14 protein-coding genes are annotated in these 17,044 nt (G+C 61.0%); 8 read left to right on the top strand and 6 right to left on the bottom strand.

What is annotated here, in order from left to right:
• The first annotated feature begins 171 nt into the window (after window positions 1–171).
• Both ushA and dacB read left to right on the top strand, forming a co-directional pair.
• On the top strand, window positions 172–1,824 hold the full coding sequence (ushA, locus tag HMPREF3138_RS18355; protein ID WP_038875022.1) for a bifunctional UDP-sugar hydrolase/5'-nucleotidase UshA: 1,653 nt from the start codon (window positions 172–174) through the stop codon (window positions 1,822–1,824).
• A 150-nt stretch (window positions 1,825–1,974) separates the two neighbouring features.
• Entirely contained in the window at window positions 1,975–3,441 is a 1,467-nt protein-coding gene (gene dacB, locus HMPREF3138_RS18350) for a D-alanyl-D-alanine carboxypeptidase/D-alanyl-D-alanine endopeptidase (protein ID WP_049194198.1), read from the top strand.
• A gap of 10 nt (window positions 3,442–3,451) precedes the next feature.
• On the opposite strand, the gene ybaK is transcribed toward dacB, so the two are convergent.
• The 3 genes from ybaK to copA all read right to left on the bottom strand — a co-directional run bounded on the left by ybaK (window position 3,452) and on the right by copA (window position 7,811).
• Window positions 3,452–3,931, bottom strand: coding sequence for a Cys-tRNA(Pro)/Cys-tRNA(Cys) deacylase YbaK (gene ybaK, locus HMPREF3138_RS18345; RefSeq protein ID WP_038875028.1), 480 nt, complete (start codon window positions 3,929–3,931; stop codon window positions 3,452–3,454).
• Window positions 3,932–4,159: 228 nt separating this feature from the next.
• A complete protein-coding gene (locus tag HMPREF3138_RS18340; RefSeq protein WP_038875031.1) occupies window positions 4,160–4,966 on the bottom strand; it encodes a TraB/GumN family protein in 807 nt (268 codons plus the stop codon).
• A 133-nt stretch (window positions 4,967–5,099) separates the two neighbouring features.
• On the bottom strand, window positions 5,100–7,811 hold the full coding sequence (copA, locus tag HMPREF3138_RS18335; protein ID WP_038875034.1) for a copper-exporting P-type ATPase CopA: 2,712 nt from the start codon (window positions 7,809–7,811) through the stop codon (window positions 5,100–5,102).
• 108 nt (window positions 7,812–7,919) lie between these two features.
• Between copA and cueR the strand changes: the two genes are divergently transcribed.
• Window positions 7,920–8,333 (top strand): Cu(I)-responsive transcriptional regulator, encoded by a 414-nt coding sequence (gene cueR / locus HMPREF3138_RS18330; RefSeq protein ID WP_038875037.1) that lies wholly within the window; start codon window positions 7,920–7,922, stop codon window positions 8,331–8,333.
• Between the two features lie 118 nt (window positions 8,334–8,451).
• Entirely contained in the window at window positions 8,452–10,206 is a 1,755-nt protein-coding gene (locus HMPREF3138_RS18325; RefSeq protein WP_038875040.1) for a hypothetical protein, read from the top strand.
• A 56-nt stretch (window positions 10,207–10,262) separates the two neighbouring features.
• Here the strand turns inward: HMPREF3138_RS18325 and HMPREF3138_RS18320 are convergent, their stop codons facing one another.
• The 3 genes from HMPREF3138_RS18320 to allS form a co-directional block, all read right to left on the bottom strand.
• Complete coding sequence (locus HMPREF3138_RS18320) at window positions 10,263–10,733, bottom strand: NfeD family protein (RefSeq protein ID WP_038875043.1); 471 nt, start codon at window positions 10,731–10,733, stop codon at window positions 10,263–10,265.
• A 2-nt stretch (window positions 10,734–10,735) separates the two neighbouring features.
• Window positions 10,736–11,641 carry an SPFH domain-containing protein gene (locus tag HMPREF3138_RS18315; RefSeq protein WP_004940203.1) on the bottom strand — a complete coding sequence of 302 codons (906 nt, stop codon included), beginning with the start codon at window positions 11,639–11,641 and terminating at the stop codon, window positions 10,736–10,738.
• Between the two features lie 72 nt (window positions 11,642–11,713).
• Complete coding sequence (gene allS, locus HMPREF3138_RS18310) at window positions 11,714–12,628, bottom strand: HTH-type transcriptional activator AllS (RefSeq protein WP_038875046.1); 915 nt, start codon at window positions 12,626–12,628, stop codon at window positions 11,714–11,716.
• 353 nt (window positions 12,629–12,981) lie between these two features.
• Here allS and HMPREF3138_RS18305 point away from each other — a divergent pair, with 353 nt between their 5' ends.
• The 4 genes from HMPREF3138_RS18305 (at window position 12,982) to hyi (ending at window position 17,044) form a co-directional block, all read left to right on the top strand.
• Window positions 12,982–13,467: an ureidoglycolate lyase gene (locus HMPREF3138_RS18305; RefSeq protein WP_033647245.1), complete on the top strand. Its 486-nt coding sequence runs from the start codon at window positions 12,982–12,984 to the stop codon at window positions 13,465–13,467.
• 70 nt (window positions 13,468–13,537) lie between these two features.
• Entirely contained in the window at window positions 13,538–14,353 is an 816-nt protein-coding gene (allR, locus tag HMPREF3138_RS18300; RefSeq protein ID WP_038875050.1) for an HTH-type transcriptional repressor AllR, read from the top strand.
• Window positions 14,354–14,472: 119 nt separating this feature from the next.
• Complete coding sequence (gene gcl / locus HMPREF3138_RS18295; protein ID WP_033637372.1) at window positions 14,473–16,254, top strand: glyoxylate carboligase; 1,782 nt, start codon at window positions 14,473–14,475, stop codon at window positions 16,252–16,254.
• Window positions 16,255–16,264: 10 nt separating this feature from the next.
• Entirely contained in the window at window positions 16,265–17,044 is a 780-nt protein-coding gene (hyi, locus tag HMPREF3138_RS18290) for a hydroxypyruvate isomerase (RefSeq protein WP_038875055.1), read from the top strand.

Genomic DNA, 17,044 nt, shown 5'->3' with positions numbered 1-17,044 from the left:
TTAGCCTGATAAGTTGTTGAGCACAGAGATGACATCTTAGGCAGGGCGCTCAATTTTTACCATATCTGAAATAATCAGACTCACATCGCAAAAATTTGAAATCAGCTGTCATTAATTCGCGCTACAATTTCGCCCTCATCATAAAAGCCATTTAATACACGGAGATTCGCCATGCGTTTTTCGCTGAAAACCACCGCATGCGCGTTGGCCGTTTCCCTGACGTTGCTGTCGGGGGCCGCCAGTGCCTGGGAAAAGGATAAGACCTACGCCATCACCATTCTGCACACCAACGATCATCACGGTCACTTCTGGCAGAACGATCACGGCGAATACGGCCTGGGCGCGCAGAAAACGCTGGTGGACGGCATTCGTCAGGAAGTGGCGGCGCAGGGCGGCAGCCTGCTGCTGCTGTCGGGCGGCGATATCAACACCGGCGTGCCGGAATCGGATCTGCAAGACGCCGAGCCGGACTTCCGCGGCATGAACCTGGTGGGTTACGACGCGATGGCGATCGGTAACCACGAATTCGACAATCCGCTGAGCGTGCTGCGCCAGCAGGAAAAATGGGCGACCTTTCCGCTGTTGTCCGCCAACATCTATCAGAAAAGCACCGGCCAGCGCCTGTTCAAGCCTTACGCCTTGTTCGACAAGCAGGGCATCAAGATCGCGGTGATCGGCCTGACGACCGACGACACCGCGAAAATGGGCAACCCGGAGTACTTTACCGACATTGAATTCCGCGTGCCGGCGCCGGAGGCGAAGCGGGTGGTGGAGCAATTGCGCAAGGACGAGAAGCCGGACGTGATCATCGCCGCTACCCACATGGGGCACTATGACAACGGCGAACACGGCTCCAACGCGCCGGGCGACGTGGAGATGGCGCGCAGCCTGCCGGCCGGGTATCTCGACATGATCGTCGGCGGCCACTCGCAGGATCCGGTGTGCATGGCCGGCGACAACCGTAAGCAGGTGGACTATGTGCCGGGCACGCCGTGCTCGCCGGATCGCCAGAACGGCACCTGGATCGTGCAGGCGCATGAGTGGGGCAAATACGTGGGCCGCGCCGACTTCGAATTCCGCAACGGTGAGCTGAAGCTGGTGCATTATCAGCTGATCCCGGTGAACCTGAAGAAGAAGGTGGAGAAGGCGGACGGCACCAGCGAGCGCGTGTATTACACCCGGCAGATCGCGGAAGACCCGGCCATGATGAAGCTGCTGACGCCGTTCCAGGAGAAGGGCAAGGAGCAGCTGAGCGTGAAGATCGGCAGCGTTAACGGCAAGCTGGAGGGCGATCGCAGCAAGGTGCGCTTCGTGCAGACCAACCTGGCGCGGGTGATGTTGGCCGCGCAGAGGGAGCGCGCCGATGCCGACTTCGCGGTGATGAGCGGCGGTGGGGTGCGTGATTCCATTGAAAGCGGCGATATCACCTACAAAAACGTGCTCAAGGTACAGCCGTTCGGCAACACCCTGGTGCATGTCGATATGAAAGGCAGCGAGGTTGAGCAGTACCTGGCGGTAGTGGCCAACATGAAGCCGGATTCCGGCGCCTACGCCCAGTTCGCCAACGTCAGCCTGGTGGCGGACGGCAAGGGCGTCAGCGAGGTGAAGATCAACGGCCAGCCGCTGCAGGCGGATAAAACCTACCGCATGGCGACGCTGAACTTCAATGCGCTGGGCGGCGACGGCTATCCGAAGCTGGATGGGCTGCCGAGCTACGTCAACACCGGCTTTATCGATGCCGAGGTGCTCAAGCAGTACATCGAGAAACACTCGCCGCTGGATGCGGCGGCTTACGAACCGAAGGGCGAGATCGTTTATCGCTAATCGCCACCGCGGCGGCCTGCTCCCCTGTGGGTGGGCCGCCTGTTTTCCCGCCGAAATCCTCCTTCAAACGCACGCAAAAGTCGCCGCCGCCGCCTTCCAATGTTAGCCTGAGCAACAATTTGGTTTTGATAACGCAAGCAGGGAGATGACATGTTGAAAACCGCAGGCTGGCTGCTGCCCGCCATCCTGGCACTGGCGGGGTGTTCGTCATCCGGCCAACGCCATGAGCAAACGCTCAGCCAGGCGCTGGCGACCATCGGCCAAGACAAGGCGCTGGTTGGCGCGTCGAGTGGCGTGATGGTGCGCGATGCCGACAGCGGCACCGTGCTGTATCAGGCGCACGCGCAGCAGCGCCTGGCGCCGGCTTCCAACATGAAGATGTTCACTTCTCTGGCGGCGTTCGGCGTGCTGGGGGCGGATTACCGGTTTGAAACCCGGCTGTTGACCACCGGCGAGCAGCGCGGCGACACCTTGCAGGGGGATCTCTATCTGCAGGGCAGCGGCGATCCGACGTTGCATCCGGACGATCTCGACACCTTCGCCGCCACGCTGGCGCAGCGCGGCATTCGCCAGATTCATGGGCGGCTGATCCTGGACGCCAACGCGTTCGATCAAACGCCCTTCGGCGCCGGCTGGAGCTGGGACGACGAACCCTTCGCCTTCGCCGCGCCGATCTCGGCGCTGAACTACGCCTTTACCCCCGGCGGCGATATCAACGTGGTGCGGGTAGACGTGCAGCCGGGTGCCCGCGCCGGTGCGCCGGGGCAGGTGAGTTTCTATCCCGCCAATGACGCGGTGACGCTGGTCAACCGCACCACCACCGGCGGCGACACTGCACTGACGTTCGATCGCCAGCCGGGCAGCAACCGAATCGTGGTCAGCGGCACCATCGCCGCGCAGGAGGAGACCCGCTCGCGATTGATCACCGTCGATCAACCGGCCCGCGTGATCGGCGCCTTATTGCAACATGCGCTGCACGCGCACGGCATCACGCTGCGCGGTAACGCGGAAGAGGGAGTGACCCCTGCTGATGCCCGGTTGCTGGCCGAAAAAAACTCGCCGCCGCTCTCCCGCCTGGCCGTCACCTTCCTGAAGGTGTCCAACAACGGTTACGGCGAGGTACTGACCAAAGCGATGGGCCGCAAGACGCAGGGCAAGGGGGATTGGGCCGCCGGCCTGCAGGCGATCGGCCAGTTTGTGCAAAGCCAGGGCATCGCGGCCGGCGCTTACCGTCAGGTAGACGGTTCCGGGCTGTCGCGCATGAACCAAATCACGGCGCAGCAGCTGACGACGCTGCTGCTGGCGGCCAGGAAACAGCCGTGGTTTGCCGCCTGGTATAACGCCTTGCCCATCGCGGGCCAGCCGGGGTTGCTGGTGGGCGGTACGCTGCAGAGCCGCATGGTGAAGACGGCGGCGGCGGGCCGCGCCCACGCCAAGAGCGGCTCCATGACCGGGGTCTCGTCGCTCAGCGGCTATGTCGACTCGGCGACTGGGCGGCCGTTGGCGTTCGCCATCATCAGCAACAACTATCTGGTGCCCGGCGCGGAGGTGAAGGCGCTGGAGGACCGCCTGGTCGAGACGCTGGCGGCCTGTGACGCCACGGTGGTGTGCCGCTGAGCGCGCGGCGTCAGTCGCGTTTGGCGATGTCGGCGAAGCTGCCGGCCAGCAGGCGGCACAGATCGGCGGCGGCCAGCTCGATGTCCAGCCCGCGTTTGCCGCCGGAAACGTAGATGGTGGCGAACGCTTGCGCCGGGCTGTCGATCACCGTCGGCAGCCGTTTTTTCTGCCCCAGCGGGCTGATGCCGCCCACCAGATACCCGGTGACGCGCTGCGCCAGCTGCGGATCGGCCATCTCGGCCTTTTTGGCACCGAGGGCGCGGGCGACCTTTTTCAGATCCAGCTGGGTGGCGACCGGCGTGACCGCCACCGCCAGGTGTTTGGCGTCGCCGTTCAGCGCCACCAGCAAGGTTTTGTAAACCCGATCGGCATCCAACCCCAGCTTTCTCACCGCTTCGTCGCCGAAATTAGTTTCTTCGCTGTCGTGGTGATACGGATGAAGGGTAAAGGTGACCTTTTGTTTTTCGAGCAGAACGACTGCGGGCGTCATGATGTGTTGTCCAGAATGTCCCCTGCGGGGGAAGGGTGATAACCAGCTTTAAAAATACAAAAATCCGACCTGCCCGGCAACCTGAGCGGCTGTTACATAAAGCGGGTTGCCAAGATATTCACCGGGTTGCTACCCTGTTTACTGTAACCGTTAACACGGTTGCTATGCGTATAACTAGAATACAAGAAATTCCTCTTTGACTGGCCAATAGCGATATTGGCCTCTTTTTTAGCCCTGTGGCTGCAGCATCGCCGGCAGGTTATCCTCGCCGTACAGGTGCAATGCGCCAACTGCCACCACATAGTCCCCGGCCGGCAGCGCCTCCAGCTGACGCCGCCAGTCGCGATTGCGCTGATGCATCAGCACGTCGTACAGCCCGGCGCTGAAGGTGGCGGGCAGGGTGTCCAGCGTGCCGCGCGGTTTGGCGTCCAGCCACCAGCTCACCATGGTTTGCAGCAGCCGCGCGTTGGTGTGCCAGTGCTCCAGCGTATCGCGCAGCAGCGCAATACCGCCTTCCGGCAGCTGTTCCAGCATCGCCAGCTGCTGCTGCGCCCCTTCCAGCTCGATCACCGGTTTGTCCTGCGCCCGGGCGGCCTGCAGCAGCTGATAGTCCACGCCGTACTCTGCCCGCAGCCCCAGACGCTGAGCCTGGCGCGCCTGCATCATCAGCGCGACCTGCCAGCCGGGCAGGGTGACGAAGGCCTCTGGATCGGCGCCCAGCTCATGGCACAGCGCCAGCAGCCGTTGATATTCTTCGGCGGACAGGCGCTGTTCCAGCGCCGGCTGCAGCTCGGCGTGGTCGAAAGGCGAGGCGGAATCGGTGATATCGGCTTCGACGATCAGCGCGTCGGCCTGTTGCAGCCGGGCGGCCAGCCGGGATGGCAACGGCGACATATCGACGGTGCCCATATGGATGCTGCCCACCAGATGCAGCCGACGATCGCCCGGCAGAGTGATGTCCAACGCCGGATAAGCGTAACGTTTGGGCGAGATCAGGCCGAGAAAGGCGGCGAGGCGGCGTAACAGTTGACCCATACGGCGTGGCTCCTGAATAACGGGTGCGCGTTTCAGCATGAAAGGCGAGGGAAAATCGTCATTCATGCTAAACGCTATCCGCCGCGCAGGAAAGCCCGGAAAACAGCGGGGCGCCATGTCGGCGCCCCGGCGATCACTTCCTGGGTTTAAAACGCAGCAGCCGGTTGGCGTTGCTGACTACGGTAATCGACGACAGCGCCATCGCCGCGCCCGCCACCACCGGGCTGAGCAGCGTGCCGGTCAGCGGGTAGAGCACGCCGGCGGCGATCGGGATACCCAGCGTATTGTAGATAAAGGCGCCGAACAGGTTCTGCTTCATGTTACGCAGCGTGGCCTTCGACAGCGCTACCGCATCCGCCACGCCGTGCAGGCTGTGGCGCATCAGGGTGATGGCGGCGGTCTCGATGGCGATGTCGCTGCCGCCGCCCATCGCGATGCCCACGTCGGCCTGCGCCAGCGCCGGGGCGTCGTTGATGCCGTCGCCGACCATCGCCACGCGCTGGCCCTGCGCCTGCAGCTGCTTGATCGCCGCCGCTTTGCCGTCCGGCAGCACCCCGGCAATCACCCGATCGATACCGGCCTCTTTGGCGATGGCGTTGGCGGTCACCGGGTTGTCGCCGGTCAGCATCACCAGCTGATAGCCCTGCTGGTGCAGGCGCTGCAGCGCCGCGACGCTGTCCTCGCGCAGCGGATCGCGAATGGCGAACAGCGCGGCCGGTTTACCGTTAACGGCCAGCAGCACCGGCGTTACGCCGCGTTCGGCCAGGGCGCGCATCGGCGCCTCCAGTTCGGCGGTCGCAACCTGATGCTGCTCCAGCAGCGCGGCGTTGCCCAGCAGCACCGGCACGCCGTCGATCTCCCCGCTGACGCCGGCGCCGCGCAGGGTGCGGAACTGCGCGACCTGCGGCAGCGTTTGTCCGGCGGCGCGTTCCATGATGGCGCGCGCCAGCGGGTGGTTGGAACCTTGCTCCAGCGCGGCGGCCCAGCCGATCGCCTGCTGCTCGCTGACCTGATTGAAGGTCAGGATCTCTACCACCTGCGGTTTCCCTTCGGTCAGGGTGCCGGTTTTGTCGAACACCAGGGTGTCCAGCTGGCTGGCCTGCTGCAGGGCGTCGGCGTCGCGTACCAGCACGCCGAACTCCGCCGCGCGGCCCACGCCGGAGATGATCGACATCGGCGTCGCCAATCCCAATGCGCACGGACAGGCGATGATCAGCACCGTGGTGGCGATCACCAGCGTATAGACCAGCTGCGGCTGCGGGCCGAAGAAGTACCACATCGCCGCGCTGAACAGGGCTATCCCCACCACCGCCGGCACGAACACCGCCGAGACGCGGTCGGCCAGTTGGCCGATCGCCGGTTTACTGCTCTGCGCCTGGCGCACCAGTTTAATGATGCGCGCCAGCGTGGTTTGGCTGCCGATGGCGGCGGCGCGGAACAGCACGCTGCCGTCGTCAACCACCGTCCCGGCATGCACCGTGTCACCAGCACCTTTCTGCTGCGGCACCGCTTCGCCGGTCAGCATCGCTTCATCGAGCCAGACTTCACCCTGCACGATTTCACCGTCGACCGGCACGCGATCGCCGGTGGTCAGCCGCAACGTCATGCCGAGCTGCACCTCCGCCAGCGGGATATCGCGCTCGCCGTCGTCGGTTACCAACCGCGCGGTAGGCGGCGTCAGATCCAGCAACCGCTCCAGCGCCTGCGAAGAACGCTGACGGGCGCGTTGCTCCAGCGCATGGCCGAGGTTGATCAAACCGATGATCATCGCGCTGGCCTCGTAATAGAGGTGGCGCGCCTCCATCGGGAAGAAATCGGGCCAAATGTTGACGGCGATCGAGTAAAGCCAGGCAGCGCCAGTACCGAGCGCCACCAGGGTGTCCATGGTGGCGCTGCCGTTCATCAGCGCACGCCAGGCATTGCGGTAGAAGTGCCCACCGGCGAACACCATCACCGCCAGGGTGATGACGCCGACCAGCAGCCAGGGGCGCTGGGTTTCCGGCGTCAGCGTCATGCTGCCGCCGAACAGTCCCCAGGCCATCAGTGGGATACCCAACGCCAGACCCAGCGCTGCCTGCCAGCTAAAGCGCTTCATGTTGGCGCGTGCGGTCTGCTGTTGGCGCTCGCGGCGTTCGGTTTCATCCTGAATCATTTCGGCGCCGTAGCCGGCTTTTTCCACCGCCGCCACCAGCGCCTGCGCATCGGCGGCGCCGGTCACCAGCGCGCTGCGTTCCGCCAGGTTGACGCGCGCATGCTCTACGCCGGGAACGCTTTGCAGCGCCAGCTGCACTTTATTGACGCAGCTGGCGCAGGTCATGCCGCTGAGCAGCAGCTGTACGCTGTCGTCCGCGCCGTCGGTTGCCGGAAGGGGAGATTGCGCCGCTGGCTGATCGTCCGGCAACGAAGGTGTTGCGTCAGTCAACGGCTCAGTTTTTGGGGCGACGGCGCCCGCCACGCCGGCGTGATAACCGGCATCTTCTACCGCGGCGATCAGCGCCTGCGGATCGGCATCGCCGTACACTTTCGCGCCGTCGATAGCGACGTCGGCGGCGAACACGCCCGGCACCGCTTCCAGCGCCTTGCGGGTGGTGCCGACGCAGTGCATGCAGCTCAGGCCGCTCAGCTGCAGTTCGGTATCGGCGTGCGGCGCGACTTCGGCCTGATAACCGGCGGCGATCACGCTGTCGATCAGCGCGCTGTCCGGCGCGTCGCCGGTCACTTTGGCGTAATGCACGTTAACGTCCGCCTGTTCGACATCGCTGCGGCTTTCCAGGGCTTTTTTCACCCGCTGCGCGCAGTTCATGCAGGACAGCCCCTGCAATGCCAGCATAGTGGTGTGTGACATGATTGGACTCCTTGCTTAGAAGGCGGTGTTTAAAGGTTGACCGCCTGACCTGTTTTCACTAAGAATGGAGCTTAAACCTTCCAGCAAGGGTAAGGTCAAGGAGGGAAAATGAATATTAGCGACGTCGCGAAAAAAACCGGGCTAACCAGCAAGACGATTCGTTTTTACGAAGAGAAAGCGCTGATTACCGCCCCGATCCGCAGCGATAATGGTTACCGCCACTACTCCGCCAGGCACGTTGAAGAGCTGACGCTGCTGCGCCAGGCGCGGCAGGTGGGCTTCAACCTGGACGAGTGCCGCGAGCTGGTGGCGTTGTTCAACGATCCGGCCCGCCACAGCGCCGACGTGAAGGCGCGCACGCTGCAGAAGGTGGCGGAGATCGAAAGGCACATCAGCGAACTGGGCGAAATGCGCCAGCGCCTGCTGGCGCTGGCCGACCAATGCCCGGGTGACGAGGGGGCGGAGTGCCCCATCATTAATAACCTGGCGGGGTGTTGTCATCAGGTGACTGCGGCCAAATAACCCGGACTCCGGGTTGTCCATCTGCGTGTGGCACAACCCGCTGTTTTGGCGCTATGAAGGACCGAGTTTTAGAGTCTTGGTGTCGATTGCGACGCGCAGACTTCAAAGAGGAGGTTCTATGAATATCGGTTCTGATCGTGCTACCGCGTTTGCTGTTATCTCGAGTTTTGAGGCTTTAAGAGCCTATGTGCCCGCGCAAGCGGGAGTCAGGGTTACGCTTAATTCGTGGAAGGACGGTGGGATATACGGTGGCGGTGATTTCGTCTCTGTTGCTGGTGTAAAAGCCGATGATGGCGGCCACGTTGCGCAAACGACCGGATTTTATTGGGAAAGAATTGCCTGCACGGTTAATCTTTATGATTACGGGATAGAAGCTACGGATAGAACGACATCAAATTATATTGATGTCACCGGCAGCTTGCAGGCGGCTATAAACAAAGCGATTGAAAAGAAATGCACTCTGGTGAGCGAGTTTCCTAAAGCGGGTTCGTATGCGCAAGTGGGCTTATTTATTTCCTCTTCTATCAATATTAGCGGGCTGACTTGTTTATCTGGAGCCCTGCATTTATTCATTAAATCTTCATCATTTATTCCAAAGACTGATATCGGGTTAAAATTGCCTTGGGTCGTGCTTAATCAGAATGGTCAGTATGACGGAAAAGGTTTAGTGTATGGAACGACTCAGGGTAATCAGGATCTGGATACCATCACGATTTACAATATGGATGGTTACACGGGTAAAGCGATTAATGGTCAACTGCACACGCTTTCAGGTTCCAGAGTTCAATTTCTCTCTTCAATGCACATGAATGGCGCAGGCGTCTATTTTGCTTCTACCTTTGATAACGTATTTAATGACGTCAGGGCACTGTTCTGTGGCAATGAGACGATGTTCGGTATCGACTTTACCAGTTACCCTGCTGCAACCGGATCGACGTTTGATGAGTCTAATGCCAATACGATCCACTCTTTAATGGCTCATGACTGTAGAGAGAAAGCTTGGCGAGTATCAGGCTCAAAAAATTGGCTGGCCAAAGTTCATGAAGAAGGCACGTTAGTCACCAAGGCAACTGTTGAAACCCCCAACTCTGCCGAAAAAAGAAACGGATATGGCTATATGAATAGCTACTTTTCTTCCGTCGGTGGCGGTGCCGGCGTGATTAATATCTATGCCTCTAAAAATAGCACGGTTGAGCATGTTCATACTTTCGGTGCAACGGCAACTGCTGTCGGGAATGTTTCGTCAACCGCGAATGTGTCAATTATACCTGGTGATCCCGCTCCGAATGGGGGGGCTATAGGAACAGTCTTTGCCAAAGACATTGTGGTTATGGCTAATGCCCGCGTCAATTTAGATTCTGTCAGAACGACAGGGTGGGTAGATATTCGTGACGATAACTCATCAGTATCCAGAGGCAATATTGCGGGTAACCTACAGCTCTCTTCTGCCGCTAAGATTTTGAATAGTTACATCGGTGGCGATGTAATTTCTACGTCGATGCCACGACTCACCAATTGCGATCTGCAAAAGAGCTTTACCGGCGGCGGAAGCCTGCAAAATACGAGAGTCGTTGGTGATGTCACAACGGTCGATGCATTACGCTTGGTTTTGATTGATGTCTCTTTAGCGACGCTGATGGTCACCGGGAAGGGGGTTTTGTTGGATGTGCAAGGGGGCAATTTTAACCGGATTACCTTTGTTGACGGCGTTACGGGGCGATGGATAATTTTCCCGTCACCCAGGGTGAATGTGACGGTAGATAATTGGTTACCTCCCACCTCTGCCGCTGGTTACGGATTATTCACTATCAACCCGCTGTCGAACAAGATTTACACGACGCGTAGCGGAGTGTGGGTCGATTATAAAACGTAAAACACGGCTCTGCTGAAAGGATGAGTGAGCCGGGGTGAGTCAACCCGGCTTACTCGTTAGCGCAATGATGAAGGCAGGGCGCGGATCACCAGCGTGACGCCTTCCACCGCCACCACTTCTACTTCGGTGCCGGCGGGCAGATCTTCAGCCGCCTGCGCGCGCCAGCTGCTGTCGCCGATATTGATGCGCCCCATGCCGTTGTGCATCGGCTCCGTCAGCGTAGCGCGGGTGCCGATCAGCTGGCGGTTGCGCTGGTTGAGCACCGGCGATCCGCCGGATGCGGCCGCCGGGCGCCGGCGCAGCCAGTACCACCACAGGTAGGCGACGACGACGGTCAGGACGGCGAAGATCATGCCCTGCCACGCCCAGGAGAGCGGCGGCAGCAGCCAGATCAGAGCGCCGACCAACAGCGCCGCCACGCCGCTCCACAGCAGGTAGCCGCCGGCGCCGAGCATTTCCGCCGCCAGCAACACGCCCCCGAGGGAGAGCCAAAACCACAGCGGATTCGCCGCGATCAGTTCGAGCATGATTATTTGCCTTTGCTTTCTTTCAGCAGTTCGGTAATGCCGCCGATCGAGCCGAGCAGGCTGCTGGCGTCCAGCGGCATCATCACCACTTTGCTGTTGTTGGAGGAACCGATCTTCTGCAGCGCGTCGGTGTATTTCTGCGCCACGAAGTAGTTCACCGCCTGAATGTTGCCGCTGGCGATGGCGTCGGACACCAGCTGGGTGGCGCGCGCCTCGGCCTCGGCGGCGCGTTCACGCGCTTCCGCCTGCAGGAACGCCGACTGACGTTCGCCCTCGGCCTTCAGGATCTGCGATTGTTTCTCCCCTTCGGCGCGCAGAATGGCCGCCTGACGCACCCCTTCTGCCTCGAGGATGTCGGCGCGCTTGGTGCGCTCGGCCTTCATCTGGGCGTTCATCGAGGCGATCAGTTCCGCCGGTGGCCGCACGTCGCGGATCTCGATACGGGTGATTTTCACCCCCCACGGATTGGTCGCTTCATCGACGATGTGCAGCAGGCGGCTGTTGATGCTGTCGCGTTGCGACAGCATTTCGTCCAGCTCCATCGAGCCGAGCACGGTACGGAAGTTGGTCATGGTCAGGTTGACGATCGCCTGTTCGAGGTTGCTGACCTCGTAGGCGGCGCGCGCCGGATCGACCACCTGGATAAAGCACACCGCGTCGATGGCGACGTTGGCGTTATCGCGGGAAATCACCTCCTGCGAGGGAATGTCCAGCACTTGCTCCATCATGTTGATTTTACGGCCGATGCGGTCCATGAACGGCACCACCAGGTTCAGGCCCGGCATCAGCGTTTTGGTATAGCGGCCGAAGCGTTCTACCGTCCATTGGAACCCCTGCGGCACAATTTTGACGCCGGCGAACACCACAATCAGTGCGACGACGATCACGATGGGAATAAAAGTAAGCATGCAAACCTCCTGTCAGACATATGTAAACAGATATTACGTCAGCGCCGGAAAAATGCCTACCGTTACCGCGACTTAATCCAGGGCGCTGACCAAACCCGCGATCAGCGGATCCCGCGTCTGGAACAGGCCGATCAGGGTACGCACCGCCTCACCGCCGCGAGCATCGGACCAGGCCAGCGACAGGGGAGAGGGCTGGCGCGGATATTTGAGCTGCTTAGCCACCAGCTCGCCGCTATCAAGGTAAGCTTGGCACAGCTGGCGCGGAAGGAAACCGATCCCGAGACCGCGCAGGTGGCACTCCAGCTTGGTGCGCAGGTCCGGCACTTTGATCTCTTGCTGGCCCGACAGCAGCCAGGCGGTGCGCTTGGCCAAATGGCGCGCGGTATCTTCGACGTTGATCGCCGCGTAAGGGCGCAGCTGCGTTTCGTTCAGCGGATCGGCGGCGGCGGCCAGCGGATGCGTCGGCGCGATGGCGAACACCCATTCTATTTTGCCCAGGGGCAGCACCTTGATGCTGTTTTCCAGCGATTCATTGCCTGCCGCCCCGATCGCCAGATGGCAATCCTCATTCAGCAGCGCATCCCACACGCCCATGTACACCTGGCGGGAAATGTGGAATTGGGTGAACGGGTATTTGTCGTGCAGGTGGGTCAACAGCCCGGCTACGGCGGCGGCGTCATACAGCAGGTTGTTGATCACGATATTCACCTGGTGCTCTACACCGTCGTTGATTTGCCGCAGTTCGCCCGGCATGGCGTCCAGCCAGGTGTGCCACTGGCGGCAGCGCTCCAGCAAATACTCTCCGGCCGGCGTCAGGTTGACGGTGCGGGTGGTGCGGATAAACAGCTGCGTGCCGATGCTCTCTTCCAGCGTTTTGATGCGGTAGCTGATGGTGGCGGTGGTTTTGTGCAGCAGCTCCGCCGCGCGGGAGAAACTTTGGCACTCGGCAACTTTGATAAACGAACGAATGGTTTCGTGATCCAGCATGAGGGGTCCTTGGCTGACACCGCCTTTTCGGTTATCGGTGAGAAGAATCTACTGATGTTGCGGCGCGATAGGCAGCGGCAAAACCCAACCCCACGATCCCGGTCACAGAATCACCCGATAGCGATGAACGCGCGCCGCCCCATTTTGCCCGATGATGAATTGGGATGTTTTTTAATTCATTGATTTAAAGCAACTAATATTGCTCTTCGATCGTAAAGTGTGCGGGTGATCTTGTTGTGGAAAAATTTTCCAAAAAAATGCTGTCAAATTCACCACGCGCTGTCTAGAGTGAAGGAGTTGGGTGAAATATCGCCGTTCAATCGCCGTCTGGGTCATGCGCTTGGGAGAATCACATGGATTTAGTCATCGAAGAATTAACGCCGGCGGCCTTTGCGCCTTACGGCGATGTATTGCAGATAGAAGGCTCGCGTTTCTTTCATATCAATGACGGAAAAACCGAGCGTTATCACGACCTCGCCAAGATAGAGGTGTCCGACGGCAACCGGGTGCTGGCCAGCATCAACCGGGCGGAACCCTGCGATCTGCCGATGACCTTTTCCCTGTTGGAAAAGCATCCGCTCTCGTCGCAGGCCTTTGTGCCGATGAACGGCGAACGCTTCGTGGTGATCGTCGCCGAACCGGGCGAAACCATCCCCATCGGCACGCTGCGCGCCTTTATCACCAACGGCAAGCAGGGGATTAACTATCACCGCAATGTCTGGCACCATCCGCTGTTTGCCTATGCGAAGGTCACCGACTTTTTCACCATCGATCGCGCAGGTGCCGACAACTGCGTGGTCAGCCGCTTGCCGGAGCCGTATCGCATAGTTTTGGCATAGCGCTGGCCGCACGCCGCGCAGGGCGTTTATCATAGCGTCACCCATGCCGTTACTGATAAAGGAAGCTTGAATGACCGAATTACGCAGGAAAGGACGACCCGCCACCGAAGCCGGCGCCACCAAAGGGGCGCAGGCGTTGGATCGCGGGCTGGAGATCCTCCAGTACCTGGCCAACGCCGGGGGAAGCTCGTCGGTTTCCGTGCTGTCCGAAAAGCTGGAGTTGCCGCTGTCCACCACCTTCAGATTGTTGAAAGTGTTGGAAAAATCGGAATTCGTCTTTCAGGATCCACAGCTGGGCTGGTGGCATATCGGCATTCAGTCGTTCACCGTCGGTTCCGCTTACATGAACGACCGCGACGTGGTATCGGTGGCCGGGCCGTTCATGCGCCGGCTGATGCTGCTGTCCGGCGAGACCGCCAACCTGGCGATCCGCAACAATTTCGACGCGGTGCTGATTCGTCAATGCGAGTGCCAGGCGATGGTGCGCATGTGCGCGCCGCTGGGCAGCCGTTTGCCGCTGCACGCCTCGGGTGCCGGCAAAGCGCTGCTGTACCCGCTGGCGGAAGAGGAGATGCTGGATCTGATCGTGCGTTCGGGGCTGCAATCCTACACGCCCAAGACGCTGACCAGCGTGAACCTGCTGCGCAAGGATCTGCATCAGTCGCTGGCGCAGGGCTACACCATCGACGATGAAGAGCACGCGCTTGGCCTGAACTGCCTGGCTTCGGCGATTTTCGATCGCAACAACAACGTGATCGCCGCCATTTCCATCTCCGGGCCGAGTTCGCGGGTCGGCAAGGAGCGGTTCAAGGAGCTGGGCGAACTGGTGGGTGAAGTGGCCAGAGATATCAGCGCCGCGCTGGGCGAATCGCGCAGCAAGGCGTAAACGTCGCGCGCCGGGCTGAACCGGCGCGGAGCAAGACTCCCCGTTTGATGAGCAAACGGGTTTTTTTGACCGCAATTTTGATTTGGAAAAATTTTCCAATAAATTAAGGAGAGCATCACATGGCAATTATGCGAGCGGTAGACGCGGCAATGCACGTGCTGGAAAAAGAAGGGATCACCACCGCGTTCGGCGTGCCCGGCGCGGCGATCAACCCGTTCTACGATGCGATGCGGCGGCACGGCGGCATCAAACACTATCTGGCGCGGCACGTGGAAGGGGCCTCGCACATGGCGGAAGGTTACACCCGCGCCGCCGCCGGCAACATCGGCGTGTGCATCGGCACTTCCGGCCCGGCGGGCACCGACATGATCACCGGCCTTTACTCCGCCTCCGCCGACTCGATCCCGATCCTGTGCATCACCGGCCAGGCGCCGCGTGCGCGTTTGCACAAAGAAGATTTTCAGGCGGTAGACATCGAATCGATCGCCAAGCCGGTGACCAAGATGGCGGTCACCGTGCAGGAACCGGCGCTGGTGCCGCGTGTGCTGCAGCAGGCGTTCCACCTGATGCGCTCCGGCCGGCCGGGCCCGGTGCTGATCGACCTGCCTTTCGACGTGCAGATGGCGGAGATCGAGTTCGATCCGGACACCTACTCTTCACTGCCCGCCTATAAGCCGGCGGCCACCCAGGCGCAGATCGACAAAGCGCTGGATCTGCTGTGCGCGGCGAAAAAACCGCTGATCATCGCCGGCGGCGGCATTCACAACGCCGACGCGGCGGATCTGCTGCAGCAGCTGGCGGAGATCTGCAACGTGCCGGTGATCCCAACCTTGATGGGCTGGGGCGCCATTCCGGACGATCACCCGCTGATGGCGGGCATGGCGGGCCTGCAAACCTCGCACCGCTACGGCAACGCCAACCTGCTGGATTCGGATCTGGTGTTCGGCATCGGCAACCGCTGGGCCAACCGCCACACCGGCTCGGTGGACAAGTACACCGCCGGGCGCAAGGTGGTGCACATCGATATTGAGCCGACGCAGATTGGCCGGGTGATCTGCCCGGATCTGGGCATCGTCTCCGACGCGCGCATCGCGCTGCAAATGCTGGTGGATACGGCAAAGCGCCGCTTCGAGCGCGGCGAGTTGCCGAATCGCGACGCCTGGTGCGCCGCCTGCCTGCAGCGCAAGCAAACGCTGCTGCGCAAGACCCACTTCGACAACGTGCCGGTCAAGCCGCAGCGGGTGTATGAAGAGATGAACCGCGCCTTCGGCCGTGACGCCTGCTACGTCACCACCATCGGGCTGTCGCAGATCGCCGCCGCGCAAATGCTGCACGTTTTCGAGCCGCGTCACTGGATCAACGCCGGGCAGGCCGGCCCGCTGGGTTGGACGCTGCCTGCGGCGCTGGGCGTATGCGCCGCCGATCCCCAGCGCAAGGTGGTCGCGCTGTCGGGCGACTATGATTTCCAATTCATGATCGAAGAGCTGGCGGTCGGCGCACAGTTCAAGCTGCCCTATATCCACGTGCTGGTGAACAACGCCTATCTGGGGCTGATCCGCCAGGCGCAGCGCGGGTTCGATATGGATTACTGCGTGCAGCTGTCGTTTGAAAACATCAACAATGCGGAGATTGGCGAGTACGGCGTCGATCACGTCAAGGTGGCGGAAGGGCTGGGCTGCAAGGCGCTGCGGGTGTTCAAACCGGAAGAGATCGCGCCGGCGTTCCGTCAGGCCCAGGAGCTGATGCAGCAGCACCGGGTGCCGGTGGTGGTGGAAATCATCCTGGAGCGCGTCACCAATATTTCCATGGGCACCGAGCTGGATAACGTCAACGAGTTCGAACCGGTGGCGGCAACGCCGGAAGACGCGCCGACCTCGGTCAACTTCTTTGATTACCGTTGAGGGTCTTACCATGCCGAAATTTTCAGCCAACCTGTCCATGCTGTTCACCGAAGTCGATTTCATGCAGCGCTTCCGCCGGGCGAAGGAGCAGGGCTTCAGCGCGGTGGAATACATGTTTCCCTATGACTACCCGATCGCCGCGCTGCGTAGCGAACTGGAGGCGCATCGCCTGAGCCAGGTGTTGTTCAACCTGCCGGCCGGCGACTGGGCGGCGGGCGAACGGGGCATCGCCTGCTTGCCGGGGCGCGAAGCGGAGTTCCGCGACGGCGTCGGGTGCGCGATCGAGTATGCGCAAGCGCTGGGCTGCGATCGCATCAACTGCCTGATCGGCAATCCGGATCCCGCCGTCGGCCGCCACGCCACCGACGAACGGGTGAAGGAGAACCTGAGCTACGCCGCCGACACTCTGGCGCGGCAGAATATCCGTCTGCTGATCGAACCGATCAACCGCTACGACATGCCGCAGTTCTACCTGCAAACCTCCCGGCAGGCGATCGAACTGATCGACGCGATCGGCAGCCCCAACCTGTATCTGCAGTACGACCTTTACCACATGCAGCGCATGGAGGGAGAGCTGACGCAGACCCTCGAGCGCCTGCTGGCGAAGATCGACCACATTCAGGTCGCCGACAATCCGGGGCGGCACGAGCCGGGCACCGGTGAAATCAACTGCGAGTTTATCTTCGCGCAGCTGGATCGCATGGGTTATCGCGGCTGGATCGGCTGTGAATACAAACCGCTCACCACCACGGAAAGCGGCCTGTCATGGATTAAAAAATACCTGTCTTGA

This window comes from Serratia sp. HMSC15F11, from assembly GCF_001808215.1.
Lineage (GTDB): Bacteria > Pseudomonadota > Gammaproteobacteria > Enterobacterales > Enterobacteriaceae > Serratia > Serratia nevei.
This window is presented reverse-complemented; position numbering and strand designations above follow the sequence as displayed.